Genomic DNA, 25,983 nt, shown 5'->3' with positions numbered 1-25,983 from the left:
CCCGAGTTGTGCCGAACCGTTGTCGTACTGATCGCCGGTTGATCACTGGTTGATCACTGGCCGGCCGCGACCGTTCCGTCCGTCAGGCCGTCGTACATCCCACGCACGAGCTGCTCCCCGAGCCGGCCCGCCTGCCTGAGTGCCCGCTCGAAGTCGTCGAGGGCGCGGAAGCGCGCGCCGTAGCGCAGCTGTTCGTCGAGCGGCAGCCGGGGGAGCTGGAGGCGGCGCACATCGAGGCGGGTGGCGGTGGACGCGTAACTGCTGGCCTGGCGGTTGTTGGCGGTGCCGCGCAGGAAGCCGGCGAGGAACCACGGGTCGAGCGCCGTGGGATCGCGGCGCAGGAGCACGAGGTTGCGCCCCAGGGCGGCGCCCGCTGTGGCGTCGTCGATCACGCGCGTCACCGAGCCGCCGCCGACCACCGGCACCACTCCATCCCCCGCCTGCATGAGCACGGCCTCCTCGTCACTCTCGGGAAGCGTCCCCGAGGGGGCGTTTCCGGCGAGGACGTCGTGGTCGGTGAGGACGGGCACGCGCGCGTGGCCGCCGGTTCCGCCGGTACGCAGCACCAGCGCGCCCCCGCGCGCGAGTTCGCCGACGGTGGTGAGCGGCCAGCGCGCGGGCTGCGCGCCGGCCGCGGGGGACGGCGTGAGCTCACTGGTCAGGCGCAGGGTCTCGCCGAGGCGCTCGCGCACCGCGGTGAGCGCCTCGGCGCCGTCCGCCGCCGTCGCGGGCGGAGGTGGCGGGCCGGGGCGAAGTCGACGTCGTCGTCGAGGAGTTCGATGACGGGCACGGAACGGGCCAGCCCGCGCCGTTCGTCGAGACGGCCGGCCTTGTCCGAACAGGTCGGCTCGGTCGAGCGAGCCGAGCACGCCGGGTTCGTCGAACAACCCCGAGTGCGCCGAGCACGCCGAAGGACCCGTTCGCCGGGCTGGGCGCCGGTGCTTTCGTCGCAGGCAAAGGAGCCGGGCCTCGGAATCCCGAGGCCCGGCTCAGGGGTGCTCGTCCGCCGGCCAGGACCGGCTAGGACCGGCTAGGACCGGCTAGGAATTGAACGGTGTGGTGCCGTCGTCGGTGACGAGCCGCCACAGATGGTCGGCGGTGCCGGTGTCGTCCCACTGCAGGGCCGCGGCCCCGGATGATGTGGACATCCCGTCGATGCCCAGGACCATGCCGCTGTTCTTGTTGACGAGCTTGCAGTAGCCGTTACCTGCGTCCACCACGGACCACAAGTGGTCGGCGGTGAGGGTGTCGCCCCACTGCAGCGCGGTGGCACCGGCCGTCTTGGAGGCGTCCTTGATGCCGAGGACCTGGCCGCTGTTGGTGTTGAAGATCTTGTAGTAGCCGTTCTCGGCGGGGGCGATCGTCCATCGGTGGTTGGCCGTGGTGTTGGCCGTCTGCTGCTGGACAGCGCCTCCGGCGGCGATCGAGGAACCGGCGATGCCGAGTTCCAGGCCGCTGTTCTTGTTGACGATCCGCACCGCCGGTGTCTCCGGGTACCAGGACTCCAGCTCGGTGATGCCCACGAACTTGCCTGCCTGCGGGGTGAGGACGACCCGGAACTGGGCGGTCGTGATCGTCGGGAAGGTCACCTCGTTGGAGTTGTTCGCCCTCGGGGTCGCCGGGCTCTTGACCTGGCCGGGTACGGACGTCCACACGCCGTTGTTCAGGTACTGGACGGTGTAGCTCGCCGGGACGCGGATGTTCGCGCCGTCGTCGTAGGTGTAGAACTTGACCTCGTTGATCTTGCGTGGCGCACCGAAGTCGACTCCGAGGTGGTCGGTGGCGTTCGGGGAGCCGGAGTTGGTCCACCGGTTGTCGGGGATCTTGTCGTAGCGGATCCAGCCGTCGGTGGCCCGCAGCGGGGCGTCGAAGGTGGTGGGCTTGCAGGTCTGGCCGCTGTGGCAGTGCGGACCGTTGGAGACGGTGTTGGTGTAGGAGGCGAAGGCCTTCGGGTAGGGCTGCGTGACCGTGCGGCCGAGCCAGTCCTGCTCGGCGGTCAGCGGGTTGGCGGCCACGTTCATCATCCGCGGGGGCTGCGCCGGGGTGACGGGGGCGGCCACGTTCACGGTGGTGTTGCCGACCGTCGAGGACTGGTGGATGCGTACGCCGTCCTGGAAGACCTGCAGGCCGGTGCCCTTGCCGTAGTGCGTGCCGTCCCGGTCCCAGCGGATCGAGAGGGTGTGCCCGTGGTAGGGCACGTTCTCCGCCGCGAAGTAGTCCCAGCCGGACGGGATCAGCGGCTTCAGTACGAGCGTGTTGCCCGCCTGGGGCTTGATGCCCAGCAGACCGGAGAGCACCAGGTCGTTGAAGCTGGAGTGGTTGTAGTGCTCGCTGAAGTTGAAGCCGTCGTAGATCCAGTCTCCCGTGTCACCGTTGGCGGCCTCGGCGACATAGGGCTTGCCGTCCTTGTGCTGGAGGCCGGCGAACTGGGTCAGCATGGTCGCGTAGTCCTGCTTGGTGACGTAGCTCTGCGCCGGGTAGTCCTGGAGCAGGTTCGCCATGCCGGTCAGGATCTGGCTCGTCTGGAACGGCCAGCTCGGGCCGTTCCAGTGGCAGCAGTTGGCGTCGTCGCGCTTCTGCTCGGCGGGGATCGCCTGGTAGTTGAAGTAGGGGTTCGCGGCGATCCGGTCGAGCTCCGCGAAGCCCGTTCCCTTGGTGAACTTCAGCGTGTTGGCGCCGGCCTTCATCGGGACCTGCGCGGTGACGGACTTCGACTCCGAGAACTGGCCCCAGCTGCCGGTGGGGGCGTAGCTGACGGTGACCGGGTTGGCGGTGTCGCCATTCACGACGACCTGGTGGGTCGAGGTGCTGGAGGTGCCGTTGGCGTAGTGGACCGTCACCGGGTACGTACCGTCGCCGGGCGCGTCCACGGTGAAGGTGACCTCGCTGTCGGCGAAGTCGATCTGTCCGACGTACTTGCCGTTGGAGGCCGTCGACGAGTCGTGGGTGTTCGCGTGCGTGACGGCCGCCTGCTCGGCCTCGAAGTCGTGCACCCGCTCCAGCGTCGTGGGCCCGAAGGCCGCCCCGAACCGCTTCGGATCCGTCAGGTACTTCCACGCCGAGGAGTACTGCGCGTCGGGCAGGTTGAACGCCCAGGGGGCGAAGCCCATCGCCTCACGCCAGGTCGTCCTGGTCTGCTTGAGGGTGTCGTTGGTGCTGTGGGTGTTGTAGACCTGCATGAAGAACTGGCGCTGCGGGTCCCAGAGCGAGTTCTGCACCCCGGCTTTGAGCGAGGCGGCCTTGTCGCCGTACTCGGTCGCGGTCGCCGTGTCCCCGGTCATGGTGGCGATCTTGCTGATCGCCTGGGCGGCGCCGAACATGTACGCGTTGATCGTGGGCCGGTAACCGGGGCCGCCGCTGAACCAGTTGCTGCTGTGCATCGACGTCTCGGTGTACTCCGTGGCGTCGGACAGCGGGGTCTGGTGGTACAGGTCGCTGGTGGAGGCCGTGCCGTTCACCGTGATGTCGTTGGTGGAGTTCGAGTCCCACCTCTTGTACAGCGCGATGAGTTGCGGGAGTTCGGCCTTGATCTCGGTGGCGTCACCGGTGACCAGGAAGCGCTGGTACGCGGCGCTGGTGATCCACTCGCTGAAGTTCCGCGCGCCCGAGTTGCCCGCCCCGCGCAGCCAGAAGTCCAGGTAGTCACCGGCGTAGTCGCGGTTGTGCAGCCAGCGCCCGTCCAGGAGGTGGTAGCCGGTGGCGTCCGGGAGCGCGGTGTACGGGTTCCCGGCGTAGCCGATCGGCACGTCGTACTCGGTCGACACGTACCCGGTGCCCGGCACGGTGTAGCGGAGCGCGCGCTTGTAGGTGCTCCAGCGGTAGTAGTAGACCTCGTCGATGGTGTTGTCGGGGGTGTCCAGGAACGGGATGTTGTCCTTGTACCACTGCGGCTCGTCGAGCTGGTTGGCAGCGAGGATCGCGTCCTTGTCGAGTGCGACCGCGTTGGGGTCGTCGGCCGCCTGAGCGGTACCCGCCCCGGGCCCTCCGGCCAGCAGGGCCACGGCCAGGATCGAGCTGGACAGGGCAGCCGCCAGGGGTCTGCCACGTCTGGGGGATCGGTCGTGCATAGGGGTGTCCTCCGTCGCACACGCCACATTCGATTCGTCCGACATGTCGAACAATGTTCGAAATACTGCGCGACGGTAATGACACGCCCGAATTGAAGTCAAGAGGTCGGACAGAACCGGGCCGGCGCCTCACCGCAGAACCGGACCGGCGCGCCACCGCCCGACATCGCCCCCGCCTGCGCACCGATCTGTGTCGGAACTCTTGACGCACTTCCGTAGCAGGCAGTCTGATGTGCGGCAGCGTTCGATTCAGCCGAATTTTGTTCGGTTGTGGTCTGCCTTGATTCCCTTCGCGGATCGCCGGGGCAGCCGAGTGAAAGGGAAAGACCCTCGATGCGCCGTGCCTGGCTACTCGTACTCGCCGTGCTCCTCAGCCTCGTCCCCCAGGCCCTTTTGACCGGCACCGCGCACGCGGCGACCGTCACGATCTCCAACGGAACCCAGTTCACCGACCCCACCGGAGCCGTGGTGCACGCGCACGGCGGTGGCGTGATCAAGGTTGGCTCCTCCTACTACTGGTTCGGTGAGAACCGCAACGAGGACAACTCCTTCCGGTATGTGTCCGCCTACCGCTCGACCGATCTGAAGACCTGGGAGTTCCGGCGCCATGTCCTGACCCAGGCCACCGATCCGGAGCTCGCCTCGGCCAACATCGAGCGCCCCAAGGTCATGTACAACGCGTCCACCGGCAAGTTCGTCATGTGGATGCACAAGGAACTGGCCACCGACTACACCCAGGCCCGCGCCGCCGTCGCCGTCTCCGACACCGTCGACGGCGACTACACCTGGCAGGGCAGTTTCCGCCCGCTGGGCCACATGTCCCGCGACATCACCGTCTACACGGACGACGACGGCACCGGCTACATGATCTCGGCCGCCCGCGAGAACCGCGACCTGCACATCTACCGTCTCAGCCCCGACTACCTCACCGTCGAGACCCGTGTGCAGCTGCTCTGGGCCGGCCAACTGCGTGAGGCCCCGGCGCTGTTCAAGCGCAACGGCGTCTACTTCCTGCTGACCTCCGGCGCCACCGGCTGGCGGCCCAACCAGCAGATGTACGCGACCGCCTCCAGCATCACCGGCACCTGGAGCGACCTGCAGAACGTCGGGGACTCCACCGGCTACGGCTCCCAGACCACGTTCGTCCTGCCCGTGCAGGGCAGCGCGGGCACCGAGTACCTCTACATGGGCGACCGCTGGGGCAACTCCTTCGGCCAGAACGTCAACGCCTCGACATACGTCTGGCTGCCGCTCGAGTTCCCCACCGACACCACGATGACCATGGACTGGTTCGCGCAGATCAGCATCGACACCGCGGCCGGGAAGGTCGACGGCGTCGGCGGGCCCTGGGAGACGGTCACCGCGCGCCACAGCAACAAATGCCTCGACGTGCCCAGCAGGTCCCTGGACGACGGCACCCAGATCACCCAGTACACCTGCAACGGCGGCATGAACCAGTCCTGGTGGTTCAAGGACATGGGCAGCGGATACGTCCAGTTGGCCGCCCGGCACAGCGGCAAGTGCCTGGACGTGGCCAACAACTCCACCGCCAACGGCAACCCGGTCATCCAGTGGACCTGCGGTACCGGCACCAACCAGCAGTGGCAGCTCCAGGACGCCGGTGACGGCTGGGTCCGCCTCGTCTCACGTCTCAGCGGCAAGTGCCTCGACGTGTCGGACAAGTCCACCGCCGACAACGCCAAGCTCATCCAGTGGACCTGCGGCACCGGCACCAACCAGCAGTTCAAGCGCGGGGCCTGAACACCGGTGCCCTGCCCCACGGGCGGCGGAGGTCCCCGGCAAGGTGCCGGACCGGGCCGGCAGTAGGAACGGGCCGGTAGTAGAGGCGGGCCGCCGGAGCCGAGGCTCGGGCGGCCCGCCCTCACCCCGTCCTGTCTCCCCGGCCCGCTGGCCCTCGCCCTCTCCTCATTCCTCGCACTGCTCCAGCATCATCTGCCGGTCGGGCGCGGTCACCGCCAGTTCGTACTTGAGGGCGACCTGGGTGAAACGGACCGCGTAGGCGCAGCGGATCTGCTTGTTGGGCGGGAGCCAGGAGGCGGGTCCGGAGTCACCCTTGGACGAGTTGGCGCGGCCCTCGGCCGGGATCAGGTTGAGCGGGTCGTTGGCCAGTTGCTCGCGCTTGTCCTCCGACCAGCGTGCGGCGCCCATCTGCCAGCTGTAGGACAGTGGGACGACGTGGTCTATCTGCACCTCGGTGGCCTTCTGCTTGCGCCACTCGATGGTTGTACCGGTGTACGGGTCGTGCAGGGTCATGGCGATGACCACGCAGTCGGAGCCGGAGCGGAAGCGCAGGCCCTGGCCGTCGCGCTGCAGGAGGTCGTTGCGGGTGTCGCAGCCGTTGCGGGCCAGCGGGACTCCGTCGGCCGTGTCCATCCACGCGTAGCCGAACTCGTCCCTGTCGTAGCCCGTCTTGGGTCCGCGTCCCTTCGTCCGCAGGGTCTCGATGAGCTTGCGGGCCGCCGCCTCGTCGGTCTCGCTCGTCACGGGTGCGAGGCCCGGCTTGGTGCCGTCCGGGTTCTTCAAGGGACTGACGGCACGACCGTCCGGTGCCGGGGCACCGCTGTCCGTCGCAGTGCCACCCTCTTCGAGGGCTTCGCACCCGGTGGCGAGTGCCATGGCGGCGAACACCGCGATACCGGTCCTGACGGCGGCTGTCGCTCCGCCCTTCAGACGCCTCATGGTGCGCCCCTCCCCTTGCCTACCCGGTTTCCGCCCCTGCTCGGCGGGTTGCCGGTCTCACCGTAGCGGCCGAGAGGTCCAGACCATATGGGTCCTAAATGGGCATTGCTCGCGAGTCGGGCGTATGGTCGATTGCGAGTCACCTCCGGAAGGAGCTCTGGATGGGCATCCTCGACAGATTCAAGAACCAGGCGAAGGGCCGCAAGAGCAAGGACATGTCCGACGCCGCGGAACGGAAAGCCAACGAGAAGACGGGCAACAAGTACGAGAGCCAGGTCGACGACGCTCAACAGCGGATGGAAGGCCAGCTCGGTATGGATCGCGACAGGCCCGAACAGCCGTAAGGCCGGAGACTCACGGAGGTCATGGGGCCCGCCGGGCACAGCGTCCCGGCCGGGCTCCCTGAACCACCAGGTGAAACAGGGGCCGTCCGCGGAGACCCACCTCCCGCGGGCGGCTTCCTGTTTTTCACCGCACGGCGGGCCGGCGAGCCCGACTCACACCCGACTCACACCTTCCCGATCCCCAACGTCGTCTCCGAAGGCAGCAGTCCGGACGACAGCACCGCGACCCAGAAGTCACCGAGCAGGTCGACCAGGCGGTCGGCGCCGTCCCGTCCGAGGAACTGCCAGGGAGCGGCGGCGAGTCGGTCGGTGTCCTGTTCGACGCGGCGTCGCAGCGCACGGCCCGCCTCCGTGGCCGTACCGTCCTCGTCGACCAGACCGCGGGCGGACAGCCGCTCCCGTGCGGCCGCCCACTCCGCGGCACTCCAGCCGCGGCTCTCGAAGCGTTCGACGCTCGCGGCGCCTATCGCGGCGAAGGAGACGAGCGACTCGACCGGGTCGAGGCCTGCGACGAGCAGGGCTGCTATGTGTCCGTCGCCGCGGTGCTCGCGCAGGATCGTCGCCGCGTGCCACAGCTGGAGGTGAGGGGTCTTGGGCCACTCCAGTGCGGCGTTGGCCGCGGCGAGAGGACGGCCCGCGGTGTTCGCCGCCTCGGCCGCGCGCCGGGCCAAGGCCGCGGCCTCCGCCAGTTCGGCACTGTCCGTCCGGTCGCCGAAGATCGCGCGGTACGCCCCGTCAACCCCTCGCAGCCGCGCCTCCAGCATCACCTCGGGGCTCGCGACCGACCACGCCGATTCGACGTACTCGGCGACCATGCGCGGGCTGAAGCTGTAGAAGGCGGACGTCACCCGCTCGGCACCCACCGGGCCCAACGGGGCCGCGCGGTACGGGAAGTAGGTCGGCCAGCGCTCCCCGGTGTCATAGCCCAGTGCCGCGGCCTCCGCGAAGACCTCCGGCGCGTAGTACAGCACCGCGTGCAGCGGCTCCAGCAGCTGCCAGAGCTGACGCACGCGCGCGAGCTCCACAGCCTCATCGACCGTCCCGTCGATCCCGCCGCCGCACTCCCCCATGACCTACCTCCTCGACGCATCCCGCACCAGCACTCGCATCAGCACAACTTGACACTGACAAGATTGCCCGACCCGTCCGAACTTGTCAATGCCTAGATCGAGCGTACGCTGCTGCCCATGAGCCCCACCGAACCGAAGAAGACAGACGACGCCCCCCGCCGGTACCACCACGGCGACCTGCGCCGCGCCATCCTCAGCGCCGCGCTGGACGTCATCGCCGCCGACGGCCCCTCCGCACTGAGCCTGCGCGACCTCGCCCGCCGCGCCGGCGTCTCGCACGCGGCGCCCGCCCACCACTTCAAGGACCGCACCGGACTGCTCACGGCGATCGCGGCCGAGGGCTTCGGGCTGCTCGCGGCCGCGCTCAACGAGGCCTCGGACCTCAAGGACGCGGGCGTTCGCTACGTACGCTTCGCGCGCGAGCACCCCGCGCACTTCCAGGTGATGTTCACGCCCGAGCTACTGCGCGGCGACGACCTCGAGCTGACCACGGGCCGTGCCCTCGCCGCCGACGCCCTGCGCGTAGCGGTCTCCGCCGTGCGCGCCGAGGACTTCGGCGTCGACTCCCGCCTCGCCGGCGTCGCCGCCTGGTCCCTGGCCCACGGCTTCGCCACGCTGCTCCTCGGCCACAACCTGGACGGCGCGGTCGGCGACGGGGACCCCGAGGAGGTGTTCCGGACGCTGGCGACCACGCTGTTCCGTTCCGCCTGAGGCCCGCTCCAAGGGGCCGCCGCCGAGACTGAAAGCCCCGACCGAAAGCCCCTACTCCCCCGTTGCCAGGACCCCAGACCCTACGACCCCAGAATCGACGTCAGGAACTCCCCGACCCAGCCCAGCAACTCCCGCCCGATCAGCGGCTTCCCGCCCACCTTCGCGGTCTTCGGCCGCGGCACCAGCACCTGATGCGCCGCCGGCTTGATGACGGTCCCCGGGTACAGCCGCTTGAGGCGCAGCTCCTGGGACTCCCTCAACTCCACCGGGGCGAAGCGGATGTTGTTGCCCTGGAGGACGACCTCGCCGACGCCGCACGCGCGCGCGAGCATGCGCAGCCCGGCCACCAGCAGCAGGTTCTCCACCGGCTCCGGCAACTTGCCGTAGCGGTCGACGAGTTCCTCGCGTACGGCCTTGATGTCGTCCTCGGTGTTGACCGAGGCGATCGCCCGGTACGCCTGGAGGCGCAGGCGCTCGCCGGGGGCGTAGTCGTGCGGGACGTGCGCGTCGACCGGCAGCTCGATCTTGACCTCGAGAGGTGCCTCCTCCTCGACGCCGCCCTCCATGGAGGCGCGGTAGTCCGCGACGGCCTCGCCGACCATGCGGACGTACAGGTCGAAGCCGACGCCCGCGATGTGGCCGGACTGTTCGCCGCCGAGGAGGTTTCCGGCGCCGCGGATCTCCAGGTCCTTCATCGCGACGTACATGCCCGCGCCCATCTCGGTGTGCTGGGCGATGGTCGCCAGACGCTCGTGGGCGGTCTCCGTGAGGGGCTTCTCCGGCGGGTAGAGGAAGTAGGCGTAGCCGCGCTCGCGGCCTCGGCCCACCCGGCCGCGCAGTTGGTGAAGCTGCGAGAGGCCGAAGTTGTCGCCGCGCTCCACGATCAGGGTGTTGGCGTTGGAGATGTCGATGCCGGACTCGACGATCGTGGTCGACACCAGGACGTCGAACTTCTTCTCCCAGAAGTCGACGACCACCTGCTCCAGGGCCTGCTCCGACATCTGGCCGTGGGCGATCGCGATGCGGGCCTCGGGGACGATCTCCCTGAGACGGGCCGCCGCCCTGTCGATCGACTCGACGCGGTTGTGGATGTAGAAGACCTGGCCCTCGCGCAGCAGTTCGCGGCGGATGGCCGCGCCGATCTGCCGCTCCTCGTAGGGGCCGACGAACGTGAGCACCGGGTGGCGCTCCTCGGGGGGTGTGGTGATCGTCGACATCTCGCGGATGCCGGTGACCGCCATCTCCAGGGTGCGTGGGATGGGGGTCGCGGACATCGTCAGGACGTCGACGTTCGCGCGCAGCTTCTTCAGCTGCTCCTTGTGCTCGACACCGAAGCGCTGCTCCTCGTCGACGATGACCAGGCCCAGGTCCTTGAACTTGGTCTCGGCGGAGAACAGGCGGTGGGTGCCGATGACGACATCCACCGAGCCGTCGCGCAGGCCCTCCAGGACCGCCTTCGCCTCGGTGTCGGTCTGGAAGCGCGACAGGGCGCGGACGTTCACCGGGAACTGCGAGTAGCGCTCGCCGAACGTCCCGAAGTGCTGCTGCACCAGCAGGGTGGTGGGGACGAGCACGGCGACCTGCTTGCCGTCCTGGACGGCCTTGAAGGCGGCGCGGACCGCGATCTCGGTCTTGCCGTAGCCGACGTCGCCGCAGACCAGGCGGTCCATCGGGACCGTCTTCTCCATGTCCTCCTTGACCTCGGCGATGGTGGTGAGCTGGTCGGGCGTCTCCGCGTACGGGAAGGCGTCCTCCAGCTCGCGCTGCCAGGGGGTGTCCGGGGCGAAGGCGTACCCGGGGGCGGCCATCCGCGCGCTGTACAGCCTGATCAGGTCGGCGGCGATCTCCTTGACCGCCTTCTTGGCGCGCGCCTTGGTCTTCGTCCAGTCGGCGCCGCCCAGGCGGTGCAGGGTGGGGGCCTCGCCGCCGACGTACTTGGTGATCTGTTCCAGCTGGTCGGTGGGGATGTAGAGACGGTCGCCGGGCTGGCCGCGCTTGGCGGGGGCGTACTCCACCACCAGGTACTCGCGGGTCGCGCCCTGTACGGTCCGCTGGACCATCTCGATGTAGCGACCCACGCCGTGCTGCTCGTGGACGATGTAGTCGCCCATCTCCAGGGTGAGCGGGTCGATGGTCTTGCGGCGGCGGGCGGGCAACCGGACGCCGTCCTTGCCGGCCGCCTTCTGCCCCGTGAGGTCGGTCTCCGTCAGGACGGCGAGCTTCAGCCCCGGGTCGACGAAGCCGTAGTCGATCGAGCCGCACGCCACGTGCACGACGGAGGGGTTCAGCGTGGCGAGATCCGCGTCCAGACGGGCCGCGATGCCCTCCCCGCCGAGCACCTCGACGGTACGGGCCGCCGGGCCGTGGGCCTCGGTCACGTACACCGCGCGCCAGCCGTCGGCGAGCCAGCCCTTGGTGTCGGCGAGCGCCTTCGCCGTGTCGCCGCGGTACGTCTCGGGCGCGTGCATGCCGAGCTTCAGGGTGTCGGCATCGAGCTCCTCGTCGGCCGCGAACGGCGACACCGACCACCACATCATGTCCAGCTCGCGCGCGCGGTCCCGGACGTCCGCGATGGCCCACAGGGAGGCCGCGCCGACGTCGATGGGCGCCTCGCCGCCGCCCGCGGTGGCCGCCCAGGACGCCTGCAGGAACTCCTGCGAGGTCGCCACGAGGTCGGAGGCACGCGTGCGTACCCGCTCCGGATCGCAGACGACGGCCATGGAGCCCTTGGGCAGGACGTCCAGCAGCAGTTCCATGTCGTCGACCAGGACCGGTGCCAGGGACTCCATTCCCTCTACGGCGATCCCCTCGGCGATCTTTCCGAGCAGCTCACCCAGCTCCGGGTGCTGCTCGGCGAGGGCACGCGCACGCGTGCGGACGTCTTCCGTCAACAGAAGTTCACGGCAGGGCGGCGCCCACAGGCCGTGCTCCGCGACTTCGAGGGAGCGCTGGTCGGCGACCTTGAAGTAGCGGATCTCCTCGACGTCGTCGCCCCAGAACTCGATGCGCAGGGGGTGTTCCTCGGTGGGCGGGAACACGTCGAGGATGCCGCCTCGTACGGCGAACTCGCCGCGCTTCTCGACGAGCTCCACGCGCGCGTACGCGGCGGCGGCGAGGGCCTCCACGACCTCGTTCAGGTCGGCGGTCTGCCCGGTCCTCAGCGCCACCGGCTCCAGGTCGCCGAGGCCCTTGACCTGCGGTTGGAGCACGGATCGTACGGGCGCTACGACCACGGAGACCGGGCCGGTCTCGGGGTCGTCGGGGCGGGGGTGGGCGAGGCGCCGCAGGACGGCGAGGCGGCGGCCCACGGTGTCGCTCCGGGGGCTCAGGCGCTCGTGCGGGAGGGTCTCCCAGGACGGGTACTCCACGACGCCCTCGGGCGGGAGCAGCGAGCGCAGGGCCGCGGCCAGGTCCTCCGCCTCGCGTCCGGTCGCCGTCACCGCCAGCACGGGGCGGCCTGCCTCGCGGGCGAGCGCGGCGACCGCGAGGGGGCGGGCGGCGGGCGGGCCGACCAGGTCGACGTGCATGCGGTTGCCGTCTGCGGCCGCGGTGATCGCTTCCGCGAGGGCGGGGTCCTTGACTACGGCGTCGAGCAGACCGTGCAGGCTCATTCGGGGGCGGCTTTCGTCTGAGGGCGGGCATCGCGAAGGGCCCGACGCGGGGACCGGCCGGGGGGTCTCCAGCGTACGTCGCTGCGCGGGCGGGTGCGGGAGCTGTGGATAACGCCCTGTGGATAACGTGCGTCGCCTGGTGCTCGGCGTCGGTGTGGGCGTACCAGGGGGCTCCGCCCACTGGACCCCCGGGCCTATGCCCACCCACCACCCGAATCGGTGGGTCGAAGGGTGGGCCTCGCCCGACTCGGTCCGCCGGAAAGTGAACCTCGGCAGACAGCAACGAACCCGGCGCCGAGAAGTCCCCCTGACTTCTCGGCGCCGGGCATCCCCCGTCCGCGGTGGCTACTCGGTCGCGATCGCGTTCAGTACGTTCATCCGCCCCGCCCGGAACGCCGGGATCAGCGCCGCGAACAGGCCCACGAAGGCCGAGCCGATGAAGACGCCGATGATCGTCGCCCAGGGGATCTCGAGGACGTTGAGGCCCTCCAGGGCGAGCAGCTTCTGGGCGGTGGCGCCCCAGCCCATCCCGAGCCCCAGGCCCAGCAGCGCACCGAAGAGCGCGATCACCACCGACTCCATGCGGATCATCCGCCGCAGTTGGCGCCGCGAGAGGCCGATCGCCCGCATCAGGCCGATCTCGCGGGTCCGCTCGACGACCGACAGGGCCAGGGTGTTCACCACACCCAGGACCGCCACGATGATCGCCAGGGCGAGCAGGCCGTAGACCATGTTCAGGAGCTGGCCGATCTGGTCCTTCAGTTCCTGCTTGTAGTCGGTCTGGTCGCGGACCTGGTACTGCGGGTAGTTGTCCAGCGACTTCTTCAGCGCCGCGTACGCCTGCTCCGTCTGGCCTTCCTTCGCCTTGGCGAACATGATCGTGTTCGGCGGGATCTGGTCGGCCGGGACGTACTTCCGCATCGTCTCGATGCTGATGTAGCGCGCACCCTGGTCGAGGGCGCTGTCGTCGCTCGTGATGGCCGCGACCTTCAGCTTCGCCGTCTCGCCGCCCTTGAAGGCGACGTTGACGGTGTCGCCGACCTTCACGCCATGCGCCTTGGCGTAGTCCGAGCCGACCGACATGGCGTCCTTGCCGTAGGCGGCCGTCAGAGTGCCCGCCGTGGTCACGCGGCGCAGGTCCTCGGCGTACGAGGGGTCCGCGGCGGTGACGCCGGAGGCGTCGGTCTTGCCGTCGGGCGAGGTCAGCGTGGCCTCGAGTTCCTTGTAGCTGGTGACGTGGGCCAGGCCGGGGCTCTGCTCCATCGCCTTCTCGGCCTGCGGGACGATCCGCTGGTTGCCCTGGACGATGAAGTCCGCGCCGACCGACTTGTCGAGCTCGCTCGTCGCCGAGGCGACCATCGAGGAGCCGACCACCGAAAGGCAGGCCACCAGGGCCAGGCCGATCATCAGCGCGGCGCCCGTGGCTCCCGTACGGCGCGGGTTGCGCAGGGCGTTGCGTTCGGCCATGCGTCCCACCGGGCCGAAGGGCCGCAGCAGCACCGTACTGATCACCCGGACGACCCCGCCGGCCAGCAGCGGACCGATGATGACGAAGCCGATCAACGACAGCACCACGCCCGCGCCCAGCATCAGCGAACCGTCGCTCGCCTTGTCGGCGGTGCCGGCCGCGTAGAGGGCGAACACGCCCGCACCCGTCAGAACCAGCCCGATCAGGCCGCGCACCAGCCCGGCCCTGCCGTCGGCCGGCGTACCGGCGTCGCGCAGTGCGGCCATCGGGGAGACCTTTCCGGCGCGGCGGGCCGGGAGGTAGGCGGCGAGGACGGTGACCACGACGCCCAGCAGGACACCGGCGACCGGGGTGGTCGCCTTGATGGTCAGGTCGTCGGTGGAGAGATTCATGCCGGCCGCCGACATGAGCTTCATCAGGCCGATCGCGATGCCGACGCCGGCCCCGACGCCCAGGATGGAGCCCACGATGCCGAGCAGTGTCGCCTCAACCAGCACGGACCGGTTGACCTGCTTGCGGGACGAGCCGATGGCCCGCATCAGGCCGATCTCGCGGGTGCGCTGGGCGACCAGCATCGAGAAGGTGTTGATGATCAGGAAGATGCCCACCAGGAACGCGATCCCGGCGAAGCCGAGCATGGCGTACTTGATGACGTTCATGAACTCGCCGACGTCCTTGCGGTTCTCGTCGGCGTTCTCCTTGGCCGTCTGCAGCTTGAACGTGCCGTCCAGCGCCTGAGCGACGTTCTGCTTGAGCTGCGTGTCACTGACGCCGGCCGCGGCCGTGACGTTGAACTGCGTGAACCGGCCGGTGGCGCCGAGGAGTTCGCGCTGTGCGGTCGCGGTGTCGAAGAAGACGATCGAGGCGCCGGGGTTGGTCACCTTGAAGGTGGCGATGCCGACGATCTTCGCCGTGAAGTCACCGGCGACGGAGATGGTGCGCAGTTCGTCGCCGAGCTTGAGGTCGTGCTTGTCGGCGGTGTCGGCGTCGACCGTCAGCTCGGTCGGCCCGCGCGGGGCGTGCCCGGAGGTGATCTCCATCGACCGCAGGTCGTTCTTCGTCCAGTTGCCGGCGATCGTCGGGGCGCCGCTGGTGGAGCCCATGTTCTTGTTCTCGCTGTTGACGACGGTCACGGCCGACGAACCGACCACGCCCTCGGCCGCCTTGACGCCCTCCGCCTGCTTCACCTGCTCCAGCAGGGAGGCGGGCAGTGACTCGGGCTTGCCGTTCTGCGGCGTGTCGTCGCTCTTGGCCTCCTTCGGGGAGACGGTGACATCGGAAGCGGTCGTCGCGAACAACTTGTCGAACGTCGTGTTCATGGTGTCCGTGAACACGAGCGTGCCGCACACGAACGCCACCGACAGCAGGACCGCGACGGCCGACAGGGCCATGCGTCCCTTGTGCGCGAAGAAGTTGCGCATCGAGGTCTTCAGGACAGTCATGACGTACGCCCCCGGGCGTCGAAGTCCTTCATGCGGTCCAGGACGGCCTCGGCGGTCGGCTTGTACATCTCGTCGACGATCCGGCCGTCGGCGAGGTACAGCACGCGGTCCGCGTACGAGGCGGCCACCGGGTCGTGCGTGACGATCACGATGGTCTGGCCCAGCTCGTCCACCGACTGCCGCAGGAAGCCCAGTACTTCGGCACCCGCGCGCGAGTCGAGGTTTCCGGTCGGCTCGTCACCGAAGATGATCTCGGGCCGGGCGGCCAGGGCACGGGCCACGGCGACGCGCTGCTGCTGTCCGCCGGAGAGCTGGGTGGGCCGGTGCTTGAGCCGGTCGGAGAGCCCGACGGTGTCGATGACCCGCCCCAGCCACGCCTTATCGGGCTTGCGCCCGGCGATGTCCATGGGCAGCGTGATGTTCTCCAGGGCGTTCAGCGTCGGCAGCAGGTTGAACGCCTGGAAGATGAACCCGATCCGGTCCCGGCGCAGCTGCGTGAGCTTCTTGTCCTTCAGCCCGGTGATCTCGGTGTCGTCCAGGTAGATCTGCCCGGACGTCACGGTGTCGAGCCCGGCGAGGCAGTGCATCAAGGTGGACTTGCCGGACCCCGAAGGGCCCATGATCGCGGTGAACTGGCCGCGGGCGATGTCCACGTCGACATGGTCGAGCGCGACGACACGGGTCTCCCCTGACCCGTACGCCTTCACGACCTGCCGCGCTCGCGCGGCAACGGCCGTACGCCCGCCAGTGCCCCCGTGCCTGGTGATGGTCACAGCCGATGTCACGGTATGTCTCCTATGTCGGTAAGCAGGTGAATCTGTTGTCCAGCGGATGCTCAGCAGCTGCTCAGCGGATGAGCCGTTCGCCTTGGTGCGTCGAAGTGGTACGCCGATGAGTCTGGCGCCCGGAGAGGGTCCGGCGCGCTGGTGCCGGGCCCCGTCTTGTGCTGGGGAAAACCCCACCCCCGGACGTGCGGTGAACCGCCCCCCGACCGTCCCCAGCGGCATAAAGCCAGGTTAAGGACCATCCCGGTGCCGTCTCGTCCTCCGGCGGTACGAACCCTCCCCCAGCCGTAGTACGGAGGTACCCCTAGGGGCAGTCCACCGCCGGGTGGAGCCGCTCTCGGGGTTCGCTCCACCTCTCGGCCCACTCAGCCTCCACCCTCCCGCGGCGTCAGGGTCAAGGCCTCCCGCGATGCACACGTCGGATGGGAAGCTGTCCGACGGCAGATAGGTGCACGGGGAAAGGACTTCGCGTGGGCGACACGCAACCCGCGATACAGCAGGCAGCGCAGCGCACCACTCCCGACCGGCGCGGTGCCGTGGTCGCCGCCCTGATGCTCGCGATGGCGCTGGCGGCCCTCGACTCCACCATCGTCTCCACCGCCGTACCGCAGATCGTCGGCGACCTCGGCGGCTTCTCGGTCTTCTCCTGGCTGTTCTCCGGCTATCTGCTCGCCGTCACCGTCACTCTCCCCGTCTACGGCAAGCTCTCCGACACCTTCGGCCGCAAACCGGTACTGATAGCGGGCGCGGTCCTGTTCCTCCTCGGCTCCCTGCTCTGCGCCCTGGCCTGGAACATGGGCGCGCTGATCGCCTTCCGGGTCGTACAGGGCCTGGGCGGAGGCGCGTTGCAGGGCACGGTCCAGACCCTCGCCGCCGACCTCTACCCCCTCAAGGACCGCCCCAAGATCCAGGCCAAGCTGTCCACGGTCTGGGCGGTGTCCGCGGTCGCGGGACCCGGCGTGGGCGGCGTCCTGGCGGCGTACGCGGACTGGCGCTGGATCTTCCTGGTCAACCTGCCGATCGGCGCAGTCGCCCTGTGGCTGATCGTCCGCCACCTCCACGAGCCGCAGCGGGACGTACGACCTGAGGAGGAGGGAAAGACCGCCACGCGCGCGCGTGTCGACTGGGCCGGCGCGCTCGCGGTGTTCGCGTGCGGCGGCGTCCTGCTCACCGCGCTGGTGCAGGGCGGGGTGGCCTGGCCATGGCTGTCGGCACCCTCGATGGCCCTGTTCGGTACGGGACTCGTGCTCGTGGCGGTCGTGGTGCTGGTGGAGCGCAGGGCGGCCGAGCCGATCATCCCCGGATGGGTGTGGCGTCGCCGTACGATCGCCGCGGTGAACCTGGCCCTCGGCGCACTGGGGCTGCTGATGGTCGCCCCGGCCGTCTTCCTGCCGACGTACGCCCAGTCGGTCCTCGGCCTGGGGCCGGTGGCCGCCGGATTCGTACTCTCCGTATGGACGCTCAGCTGGCCGGTGTCGGCAGCGCTGAGCCAGCACGTCTACCGGCGCATCGGCTTCCGCAACACCGCGATGCTCGGCATCGGCACGGCGACGCTGATCCTGTTGGCGTTCCCTTTCCTGCCGTATCCGGGTGAGGCGTGGCAACCGACGCTGCTGATGCTGCTGTTGGGCGGCGCGCTGGGGTTGTTCCAACTCCCGCTGATCGTCGGCGTCCAGTCCACGGTGGGCTGGGCGGAGCGCGGCACGGCGACGGCCTCGGTGCTCTTCTGCCGCCAGACCGGCCAGACCATCGGCGCGGCCCTCTTCGGCGCGGTCGCCAACGGCGTACTGGCCGCACGGCTCGGCGGCGCGAGCGACCTGGACTCCGTGACCCGGGCCCTGGACGCCGGCCCCGCGCCCGAGGCCACCCGGCACGCGATCGCGGACGCGGTGCATGCGGTGTATCTCGGGGCGGCGGGTGCGGCGGCGATCGCGTTCGTGGTGCTGCTGGTGCTCGCGCCTCGGCGCTTTCCGGTGCTGACGGAGCAATGACGGGTGTCCTGCGGGTGTCTTGCAGGTCCTTGCGGCGTGGTCGGCTCACGCAGTCGGCTCACGTTTATTCAGGTGCTCGACAGCCGCCCCCCGCATACCCTGCACCGCATGGTGAAGCTGGAACGACTGCGCCCCGACCACGCGGACGCACTCCTCGCCTTCGAGCGCGCGAACCGCGCGTATTTCGTCCGCTCCATATCGGATCGCGGCGACGCGTACTTCGCCGAATTCGCCGTCCGCCACAAGGCGTTGCTCGCCGAACAGGACGCGGGTGTCTGCCATTTCCACGTGGTGCTGGACGAGGAGGGCGAACTGATCGGCCGGGTGAACCTCGTGGATGTGACGGCGGACGGCTCGGCCGAACTGGGCTATCGGGTGGGCGAATCCGCGGCGGGGCGGGGCGGGGCCACGGCGGCGGTGGGGGCCGTATGCCGGCTGGCCGCGACGAGGTACGGGTTGACCTCCCTCACGGCGGTCACCACGCTCGACAACCTGGCCTCCAGGACCGTCCTGGAACGCAGCGGCTTCTCCGCCGAGGGCGAGATCACGGTGGGCGGCCGCCCCGGCATCGCCTACCGGCTCGCGTCCCTCTCACACCTCGGCCACTGACAGGGCCACACCAGCCGTCAGTCACGTACACGCGCCGCCCCCTTGTCGCCGGCTGCCTCCTTCCGGATGAGTTGAAGGAACGTCGGCGTGTTCTCAGTCGTGCGTACGTCGACGAAGGCGCGAACGAAGGCGCGCACATGACCGGCGTCGACAACCTGCCGTACCAGCTCATGCGCGAGATCGGTCCGCGCTGTGTACCGGCCGGGCAGGCGCGACGTGCCGACCCCGTAGTCGCTGACCGTGTCCGTGTCGAAGAGGCCGCCGGGGCGGAGGATCGTCCAGTCGAGGTCGGTGTCGCGGACGACGGCCTCCATGCGGCGCATGTCGTCGTAGACCGTGCGGCCCATGAACCGCATGACGGCCGGCTCCAGCACCTTGCGGAACAGGAGGTTCTCGCCGGGCGCAGACGTGCCGAAGAGGACGGTGGAGGTCACGGCGACGAAGCGTCGTACGCCGTGCTTGGTCATGGCCTGGGTGATGTGGGTGGCGCCGGCGGAGTACACGGTCACCGGGTTCTTGCTGTACGGAACGCCGAGCGCCGAGATCACGGCGTCCTGCCCGGCCACCGCACGCTCGACCGCGACGGGGTCGTGCACATCGGCCTCGACCACCCGCAGTCGCGGGCCCCGCACCGGAAAGGCCTCCGGGTGGCGTGTGACGGCGGTGACCGCGTGCCCCTCCGCCCCCGCCCGCTCGACGACCAGCCGACCCGTCGGCCCGTTCGCTCCGAAAACGACAATCTCCATTGCGCTGTCTCCTCCTGAGGTCCTGCCAACCAGAGGAGCCGGGCGGCCGTGAGTGTGACACGCCCCTCAAAAATCGGAGTTAATGCGGGTAACACCCCTGGTCAGCGGAGTAAGCGCGTACCGACCAATCAGTTTGGTGAAACCCTCGCGCACACGCCTACCTCCGAGTAGCGTGCGTGGCTCCGCTCGCCCACCCCCAACTCCTGAGCCGCGCAAGGAGCACCGGGATGTCCTACGACCCGTCACCGTCGTACCCGCATCAGCAGTACCCCCCGTATCAGCCGTATCAGAACCAGCCGCACCAGCCGCACGACTCCTCACCGCCCTACTCCACCTACCCCTGGCAACCCGCCGCCCCGCCCGAACCCCCCAGACAGCGCCCGCAGCACCGCCCCGCCCTCGGTCACCACAGCGACCTGCGGATCCTGCGCAGCGCCTACCGCTGGCAGCGGCGGACGGCCACGCTCACCGCGCTCGGGTACTTCACGCTCTTTCTGATCCTGTCCGCGTTCGCCCCGGGGTTCATGTCGAGCACGGTCGCCGACGGAATGCCCACGGGCCTGCTGCTCGCGATGATCCAACTGCCGGTCACCTGGCTGGCGATCGCGTTGTACGAGCACACGGCCCGGCGTTACGTCGATCCGATCGCGGACCGTATCCGCAGGGAGTCCGAGCTGAACGCCAAGCGGGAGGAGGAGGCGGGGCGATGACGGGATTCAGTGATTCCGCGCAGGCGATGTCCTTGGTGGCGTTCTCGACGGTCGCCACCATCACGCTGCTGCTGTGCGTGATGACCGGGCCCGACCGGGACGACCTCGACGAGTTCTACACCGGCTACAGCTCCCTGTCCCCCATGCGCAACGGCCTCGCGATCGCGGGGGACTACATATCCGCCGCGACCGTGCTCGGCACGGGTGGCGTGATCGCTCTGTACGGGTACGACGGTGTCGTCCTCGCGCTCAGTACGGCGCTGTCGCTGATGCTGCTGATGTTCCTGCTGGCCGAACCCCTGCGCAACGCGGGTCGGTTCACGATGGGGGACGCGCTGGCGCGGCGGATGCCGGGGCGCGGTGTGCGGATGGCCGCGTGCGTGGTGACGATCGCCGCGCTGCTGCCGCTGATGCTGGTGCAGTTGGCCGGGACGGGGCAGTTGCTGGCGTTCATCCTCGGGTTCTCCGGCGATTCGCTGAAGACCGGCTGCATCATCGGACTGGGCGCGATGATGATCAGCTACGCGGCGATCGGCGGCATGAAGGGCACGGCCCTCATCCAGATCATGAAGATCGTGATGCTGCTCGGGTCGGGCGCGGTGGTCGCCGTACTGATCATGAACAGGTTCGACTGGGATCCGGGCGCGCTGTTCGACACGGCGGCGGAGAAGAGTGGCGTGGGGTCCGCCTTTCTGCAGTCGGGGCTGGAGTTCGCGGGCAGTCCGCATCCCCGCCTCGACATGATCAGCTCCCAGCTGGCCGTGGTCCTCGGCGGGGCGTGTCTGCCGCACGTCACCATGCGCATGTACACCGCCTCCAGTGCCCGTCAGGTCCGCCGGTCGATGTCCTGGGCGGTGTCGTCGGTGGTGCTGTTCGTGCTGGTCATCACGGTCGTCGGGTTCGGCGCGACGGCGTTGATCGGCCGGGCGGTGATCGCGCAGGAGGACCCGCAGGGCAACACGGCGTATCTGCTGGCCTCCCGGGCGGCCTTCGGTGCCGACGTCTCCACGGCGGAGACGCTGCTGTTCACGACCGTGACCACGGCGCTCTTCCTCACCCTGCTCGCCTCCGTCGCCGGCATGATCCTCGCCTGCGCCAACTCCCTTGCCCACGACGTGTTCGCGGCCCGTGTGCACGAGATGTCCGAGCGCCGCGAGATGATGCTGGCGCGGGTGTCGGCGCTGGCGGTCGGGGTTCCGGCGATCGTGCTGGCCACGCTGGTCCAGCACCGCAGCCTGCAACCCCTGGTGACCCTGTCCTTCTGCCTGGGCGCCTCCGCCATCGCGCCCGCCCTCGTCTACAGCCTCTTCTGGCGCCGCTACACCCGAACCGGCCTGCTCTGCACACTGATCGGCGGCTCGCTGGTCGTGGTGCTGCTGATGCCGGGCACGAACCTGGTCTCCGGCTCCCCCTTCTCCGCCTTCCCCGAGGCCGACTTCAACTGGTTCCCGTTCACGACGACGGGCCTGGTGTCGATCCCGGCGGGATTCCTCTTCGGGTGGCTGGGCACGGTGGCCTCGGGAAAGCGGAAGTCGGAGGAGCAGCGGCGGCAGTACGAGGCGGTGGAGGGCTGGATCCTGGCGGGGGCGGTGCGGAAGGGCGGCTGACGCCGTCGAGGGGCGCCGTTCAAGGCCGGGCGCGCTGTCGATGGGCGCCGTTCAAGGCCGGGCGCGCTGTCGATGGGCGCCGTTCAAGGCCGGGCGCCCCTCGACACACAGGCGCCCGTTCACGGTCGGGCGCCCCCTGACACGGGCCCGGCTGCACGGCGGCCCGGTACCGCCGGATCCGGCGGATCCGGCGGATCCGCCGACGTCACTCCATCGCCGCCCGCCCCGTGAGCGCCGTCAAACTGTTCCGTACGTGATCCATCTGCGCCCGTACGTCGTCCCACCGCTCCCCGTGCTCCCGCAGCACCCGCTCCGTCTCCCGGGCGATGCGCTCCTCCCGCGCCCGCGCCTCCGCGAGCACGGCGGCCGCCCGCGTCCGTGCCTCCTCCTGCCGGCGGCGCGCGGACGCCTCCGCCTCGGCGAACGCCTGCTTCGCCTCCGACAACGCCGCTTCGGCCCGCGCCACCCGCTCGGCGTTGTGCGCGTCCAGCGCGGCTGCCCGCTCCTCCGCCTCCCGCTCGGCCTCGGCCCACCGTTCGGCGTGCTCCTTGGCCTGTTCGCCGAGCATGCCGGTGGTGCGCTGCCGCACCTCGCGCAACGCCGCGAGGGCCTCCCCGCGCCCCTCCTTCACCTCGCGCCGGGCGCCGATACGGATCTCGTCGGCCTCGGCGCGCGCCGCGAGCAGGCGGTGCCGGGCGCGTTCGTCGGCCTCGGAGCGCACCGCGTCGGCGTGCGCCTGCGCGGCTTCGCGCACGCCGTCCGCACGCTCCCGCGCCTCCTCGACGAGGCGCTGCGCCTCCTGCCGCGCGCTCTCCCGTACGGCGTGGGCCTCCTCCTGCCCCAGCTCGAAGAGCCGGCGCGCACGCTCCCCGAGCGCCTCGTACGTCTGCGGGGCGAGCGCCGCCACGGTCTCCCGCAACCGCGCCGCCTCCGCCTCCATCTCCTTGGCGAGCACGGTGAGACGGGCGGCGCGCTCCCAGGCGGCGTCGCGGTCCCGGGAGAGGGCACCGGCGTACGCATCGACCTGTTCGGGGCGGTAGGCGCGCCCCCGTACGGCCACGAATCCATGTGGTGAGACCGATGCGCTGCTCATCCTGGAACCCCTCTCCGTCGAACTCTCCGCCGGACTGCCGGACTGCCGGACTCTTCTCCGAACCGACACGAATGGATGCGAAATAATGATTTCGCGGACATCTTGATGTATCGGACGGAAGTGTTCATAACGCGACACTCCGCACATCGGTTACGGGTCACGCGGCGCACACAAAAGGGCCGGGCCCGGTCACACGACCGGGCCCGGCCCTTTCCACACAGGGTGTCTCAGCTGAGGCGTCTCACAGCAACCCGTCCCACATCTGCTCCAGCAGCACCGACCACCAGCTCTCCGGCGAACCGAGCGCCGCCGGGTCGAGCGCGGCCAACTGGGCCTGGAAGTCGACGGTCCAGCGTCCCGCCTGCTCCTGGTTCAGCCCGAACCTGAGCCGCCACATCCGGCCGAGCAGCGCCAGGCACCGCTGGAACTCGGGCAGCCCCGTGTTCACGAACTGCGGCGGTACGGGCGCACCGCCCGGCCCCGCCTCCACGGGTACCGCCACGATGTTCGCCGTGCCGTACTGCACGCAGACCGCCCGGCCGAAGTCGCTGCCCATCACGAGGTACGAGCCCGCGTCCGAGGCCGGCTGCACCCCGCGCTCGGCCGCCAGTTCCGCCAGCGTCGGCACCGGCCGGCCCGGCTGGGCCTGCGCCCAGAAGAACGGGCCCATGTCCATCGGCAGCCCCGCCACCACCAGCGAGTGCGCCACGACCGGCGGCACGCCCTGCCGGGAGACGGCGGCCTGCTCAAACCGGAAGACCCCCGGCCCGAACGCCCCCGCCACCTCCTGCGCCACGCCCTCCGGCGGAATCGGCGGCGCGGGCGGCACCTGCGGAACCGGCACCCGCACCGGAGCCGGGCGGGCGGGCCCGTCGGCGACCTGGTGCAACTCGCCCTGGTGCTCGAGGAGTTGCTGCATGCCCTGCTGCCGGCTCGCGTGATCCGTGCCGTACGGCGCGATGCTCGCGATCCGTGCCTGCGGCCACTGCTCCCGGATCATCCGCGCACAGTACGCACCCGGCAGCTCGCAGGACTCCAACTCCGTGTGCAGCTCCAGCACCTGGTCCGGCGGCACGTTCATCGCCCGCAGCTCGTGGAAGATCTGCCACTCCGGATGCGGCGTCCCCGGCACCGAACGCCGGATCAACTGCTGCTCCGACCCGTCCTGCGCGCGGTACCGCAGTACGGCCTGATACCCGGGCCCGACCGTCGGCTGTCCCTGCTGCTGCGGATATCCGTACGCCGACGGCTGCCCCGGCATGGGCTGCCCGGGCGGCGGCATCGCCCCAGGAGGCACGGCACCGGGAGGCGGCATGGCACCGGGCGGCATCGACTGCTGGGCACCCGGGACGCCATGCCCGCCGGGGGCACTGGGTACGCCCGGGGCTTGCGGCGGCGGAGGCGCGCCGGGGGCGCCCATCGGGGGCCCGGCCAGCATGGTCTCCGCGTGGTGGACGGCACCCCGCGCGCCGGGCGCACCAGGGGCACCGGGGGTGCCAGGAGGCTGCGGCGCGCCAGGCGTGCCCGGAGCGCCGGGCGGCTTGGGCGCACCAGGCGCACCAGGAGCTCCCGGCGGCTGCGGCCCGCCCCCGCCGGGGCCCACCCGCCCAGGATCGGCAAACATCGTGGGGGCATGGTGGACCTCGCCCGGAGGCGTACCGGGGGGAGCCTGCGGGGCAGGCCCTACAGGACCCTCAGGGCCGTCGGGGCCGAGCGCCGACACCATCTGAGTCGGCACGTACCCGCCGGCCGCGTGCGCACCCGGCGCACCGGGACCACTCGGCGGGGGCGTGCTGCCCGGACGCGCCCCCGGCGTTCCCGGGGCACCCGGCGGAGGCGGCGGAGGCGGCGGGTTCGCCCCGGCACGACGCGGCGGAGGCCCCGCCTTGCTCGTCGCCGCGTCGGCGATGTCCCCGGCGTTCGGCGCGAGCGACCGCCCGCCCGGAGCACCGGGCCCGGCGACGGGAGGCTGAGGCGCCCCCGCGGCACCGTGGGGCGCCTGCGGAGAGCCGTACGAGGAAGGCGCACCCGGCGGAGGCGGAGGCGTCGCCCCCGGCACGGGCCCACCCGGAGGCGGCGTACCCGGCACACCCGGGCCCTGCGGATACCCGTACGACGAAGGCGCACCCGGGCCCTGCGGATACCCGTACGACGAAGGCGCACCCGGCGGAGGCGGGGGCGGAGGCGGAGGCGTCGCCCCCGGCACGGGCCCACCCGGAGGCGGCGTACCCGGCACACCCGGCCCCTGCGGATACCCGTACGACGAAGGCGCACCCGGCGTCCCGGGCGCCGGCGTACCGCCCTGCCCACCAGGCCCGCCCTGCCCACCCGGCGCGTTCGGCTCGTCGACCGCCGGAGCGAGCGCCGTCGGCGGGAGCCCGCTGCCACCCGACATCAGCGCCGTCTTGGCGTCCGGCGGTGCGTCCCCGTCGTCGGCACCGCTCAGCGGCGGCGCGAACACGGTCGCGGGCAGTGGAACGGAACGGTCCTCGCCGGCATCCGCGTTGGTGTCGGTCCCGGCCCACGGCGTCGCCCCGGCGGGCACACCGGAAGGCCCGGCCTGCGTCTCAGGAAGCGCCTCCCCGGCCCGAGCCTCCGCACCAGCACCAGCAGCCACACCGCCACCCGAACCCGCGGACGCCCGCCGATCCGGAATCCCCAACTTGTCCGCCGCCTCCTGCAACCACTCCGGCGGCGTCAACAGGAACGACGTCTGGTTCAGGTCCACCCGAGCCGCAGGCGCCGGCACCGCGTCGGCGACGGCATCGGCACGGCCGTACTCCTCCTCGTACCGGCGGATCACCTCGCCCACCGGCAGCGAGGGCCACAGCGTGGCCTCCCCGCTGTCCCGGGCGATGACCAGCCGCTGACCGCCACCGTCCGAACGCGGCCCGTCCGCACGGTCCTCGGCCCACATCACGAACCCGAGGTCGAACTCCCGTACCCGCACCTCACGATGCTGGTACGACGGCACATCCCCGTTGATCCACTCTTCGGCGCGCTCCTGCGCCTGCGCAAACGTCACCATC

The 25,983-nt window shown here is 70.4% G+C and carries 16 protein-coding genes and 1 pseudogene; 7 read left to right on the top strand and 10 right to left on the bottom strand.

Annotation, left to right across the window (positions count from 1 at the left end):
• Positions 1–53: 53 nt before the first annotated feature.
• Positions 54–829 (bottom strand): annotated as a pseudogene (locus AC5P09_RS13450) (restriction endonuclease subunit S domain-containing protein); the annotation flags it as partial.
• Positions 830–1,040: 211 nt separating this feature from the next.
• Complete coding sequence (locus tag AC5P09_RS13445; RefSeq protein WP_493874096.1) at positions 1,041–4,067, bottom strand: MGH1-like glycoside hydrolase domain-containing protein; 3,027 nt, start codon at positions 4,065–4,067, stop codon at positions 1,041–1,043.
• 333 nt (positions 4,068–4,400) lie between these two features.
• Between AC5P09_RS13445 and AC5P09_RS13440 the strand changes: the two genes are divergently transcribed.
• Positions 4,401–5,828 (top strand): RICIN domain-containing protein, encoded by a 1,428-nt coding sequence (locus tag AC5P09_RS13440; RefSeq protein ID WP_493874095.1) that lies wholly within the window; start codon positions 4,401–4,403, stop codon positions 5,826–5,828.
• A gap of 165 nt (positions 5,829–5,993) precedes the next feature.
• On the opposite strand, the gene AC5P09_RS13435 is transcribed toward AC5P09_RS13440, so the two are convergent.
• Positions 5,994–6,767 (bottom strand): HNH endonuclease family protein, encoded by a 774-nt coding sequence (locus AC5P09_RS13435; RefSeq protein ID WP_493874094.1) that lies wholly within the window; start codon positions 6,765–6,767, stop codon positions 5,994–5,996.
• A 161-nt stretch (positions 6,768–6,928) separates the two neighbouring features.
• Between AC5P09_RS13435 and AC5P09_RS13430 the strand changes: the two genes are divergently transcribed.
• Positions 6,929–7,111: an Rv0909 family putative TA system antitoxin gene (locus tag AC5P09_RS13430; RefSeq protein WP_493874093.1), complete on the top strand. Its 183-nt coding sequence runs from the start codon at positions 6,929–6,931 to the stop codon at positions 7,109–7,111.
• A gap of 164 nt (positions 7,112–7,275) precedes the next feature.
• Here AC5P09_RS13430 and AC5P09_RS13425 read toward each other — a convergent pair whose 3' ends face one another.
• Positions 7,276–8,181 carry an SCO6745 family protein gene (locus AC5P09_RS13425; RefSeq protein WP_493874092.1) on the bottom strand — a complete coding sequence of 302 codons (906 nt, stop codon included), beginning with the start codon at positions 8,179–8,181 and terminating at the stop codon, positions 7,276–7,278.
• Positions 8,182–8,298: 117 nt separating this feature from the next.
• On the opposite strand from AC5P09_RS13425, the gene AC5P09_RS13420 reads away from it, so the two are divergent.
• A complete protein-coding gene (locus tag AC5P09_RS13420; protein WP_493874091.1) occupies positions 8,299–8,892 on the top strand; it encodes a TetR/AcrR family transcriptional regulator in 594 nt (197 codons plus the stop codon).
• A gap of 80 nt (positions 8,893–8,972) precedes the next feature.
• Here the strand turns inward: AC5P09_RS13420 and mfd are convergent, their stop codons facing one another.
• The 3 genes from mfd to AC5P09_RS13405 form a co-directional block, all read right to left on the bottom strand.
• The gene (gene mfd, locus AC5P09_RS13415; RefSeq protein ID WP_493874090.1) at positions 8,973–12,503 is read right to left on the bottom strand and encodes a transcription-repair coupling factor; all 3,531 of its coding nucleotides are present in this window, start codon (positions 12,501–12,503) and stop codon (positions 8,973–8,975) included.
• 345 nt (positions 12,504–12,848) lie between these two features.
• On the bottom strand, positions 12,849–15,413 hold the full coding sequence (locus AC5P09_RS13410) for an ABC transporter permease (protein ID WP_493874089.1): 2,565 nt from the start codon (positions 15,411–15,413) through the stop codon (positions 12,849–12,851).
• Positions 15,410–16,198, bottom strand: a complete 789-nt coding sequence (locus AC5P09_RS13405) for an ABC transporter ATP-binding protein (protein ID WP_266438411.1) — start codon at positions 16,196–16,198, stop codon at positions 15,410–15,412. Before AC5P09_RS13405 ends, AC5P09_RS13410 begins: the two co-directional genes overlap by 4 nt.
• 470 nt (positions 16,199–16,668) lie before the next feature.
• Between AC5P09_RS13405 and AC5P09_RS13400 the strand changes: the two genes are divergently transcribed.
• A complete protein-coding gene (locus tag AC5P09_RS13400) occupies positions 16,669–18,189 on the top strand; it encodes an MFS transporter (protein ID WP_493874088.1) in 1,521 nt (506 codons plus the stop codon).
• Between the two features lie 108 nt (positions 18,190–18,297).
• Positions 18,298–18,798, top strand: coding sequence for a GNAT family N-acetyltransferase (locus AC5P09_RS13395; RefSeq protein ID WP_493874087.1), 501 nt, complete (start codon positions 18,298–18,300; stop codon positions 18,796–18,798).
• Positions 18,799–18,815: 17 nt separating this feature from the next.
• Here AC5P09_RS13395 and AC5P09_RS13390 read toward each other — a convergent pair whose 3' ends face one another.
• A complete protein-coding gene (locus AC5P09_RS13390; protein WP_493874086.1) occupies positions 18,816–19,544 on the bottom strand; it encodes an NAD(P)-dependent oxidoreductase in 729 nt (242 codons plus the stop codon).
• Between the two features lie 227 nt (positions 19,545–19,771).
• Between AC5P09_RS13390 and AC5P09_RS13385 the strand changes: the two genes are divergently transcribed.
• Positions 19,772–20,254: a DUF485 domain-containing protein gene (locus AC5P09_RS13385; protein WP_493874085.1), complete on the top strand. Its 483-nt coding sequence runs from the start codon at positions 19,772–19,774 to the stop codon at positions 20,252–20,254.
• Positions 20,251–21,861, top strand: coding sequence for a sodium/solute symporter (locus AC5P09_RS13380; protein ID WP_493874084.1), 1,611 nt, complete (start codon positions 20,251–20,253; stop codon positions 21,859–21,861). Before AC5P09_RS13385 ends, AC5P09_RS13380 begins: the two co-directional genes overlap by 4 nt.
• A gap of 205 nt (positions 21,862–22,066) precedes the next feature.
• Here AC5P09_RS13380 and AC5P09_RS13375 read toward each other — a convergent pair whose 3' ends face one another.
• Positions 22,067–22,954 (bottom strand): cellulose-binding protein, encoded by an 888-nt coding sequence (locus tag AC5P09_RS13375; protein ID WP_493874083.1) that lies wholly within the window; start codon positions 22,952–22,954, stop codon positions 22,067–22,069.
• Between the two features lie 241 nt (positions 22,955–23,195).
• The gene (locus AC5P09_RS13370) at positions 23,196–25,982 is read right to left on the bottom strand and encodes an SUKH-4 family immunity protein (RefSeq protein ID WP_493874082.1); all 2,787 of its coding nucleotides are present in this window, start codon (positions 25,980–25,982) and stop codon (positions 23,196–23,198) included.
• Position 25,983: the final 1 nt, after the last annotated feature.

Source organism: Streptomyces sp. a15, assembly GCF_059026085.1.
Note: the sequence above shows the minus strand (reverse complement) of the source record. Positions and strands in the feature narration are given on the sequence as shown.

Excerpts from the sequence above, each read along its gene's own strand:
- AC5P09_RS13445 (WP_493874096.1), bottom strand. The coding sequence starts at position 4,067 with ATGCACGACCGATCCCCCAGACGTGGCAGACCCCTGGCGGCTGCCCTG.
- AC5P09_RS13440 (WP_493874095.1), top strand. The coding sequence starts at position 4,401 with ATGCGCCGTGCCTGGCTACTCGTACTCGCCGTGCTCCTCAGCCTCGTC.
- AC5P09_RS13435 (WP_493874094.1), bottom strand. The coding sequence starts at position 6,767 with ATGAGGCGTCTGAAGGGCGGAGCGACAGCCGCCGTCAGGACCGGTATC.
- AC5P09_RS13430 (WP_493874093.1), top strand. The coding sequence starts at position 6,929 with ATGGGCATCCTCGACAGATTCAAGAACCAGGCGAAGGGCCGCAAGAGC.
- AC5P09_RS13425 (WP_493874092.1), bottom strand. The coding sequence starts at position 8,181 with ATGGGGGAGTGCGGCGGCGGGATCGACGGGACGGTCGATGAGGCTGTG.
- AC5P09_RS13420 (WP_493874091.1), top strand. The coding sequence starts at position 8,299 with ATGAGCCCCACCGAACCGAAGAAGACAGACGACGCCCCCCGCCGGTAC.
- mfd (WP_493874090.1), bottom strand. The coding sequence starts at position 12,503 with ATGAGCCTGCACGGTCTGCTCGACGCCGTAGTCAAGGACCCCGCCCTC.
- AC5P09_RS13410 (WP_493874089.1), bottom strand. The coding sequence starts at position 15,413 with ATGACTGTCCTGAAGACCTCGATGCGCAACTTCTTCGCGCACAAGGGA.
- AC5P09_RS13395 (WP_493874087.1), top strand. The coding sequence starts at position 18,298 with ATGGTGAAGCTGGAACGACTGCGCCCCGACCACGCGGACGCACTCCTC.
- AC5P09_RS13390 (WP_493874086.1), bottom strand. The coding sequence starts at position 19,544 with ATGGAGATTGTCGTTTTCGGAGCGAACGGGCCGACGGGTCGGCTGGTC.
- AC5P09_RS13385 (WP_493874085.1), top strand. The coding sequence starts at position 19,772 with ATGTCCTACGACCCGTCACCGTCGTACCCGCATCAGCAGTACCCCCCG.
- AC5P09_RS13380 (WP_493874084.1), top strand. The coding sequence starts at position 20,251 with ATGACGGGATTCAGTGATTCCGCGCAGGCGATGTCCTTGGTGGCGTTC.
- AC5P09_RS13375 (WP_493874083.1), bottom strand. The coding sequence starts at position 22,954 with ATGAGCAGCGCATCGGTCTCACCACATGGATTCGTGGCCGTACGGGGG.
- AC5P09_RS13370 (WP_493874082.1), bottom strand. The coding sequence starts at position 25,982 with ATGGTGACGTTTGCGCAGGCGCAGGAGCGCGCCGAAGAGTGGATCAAC.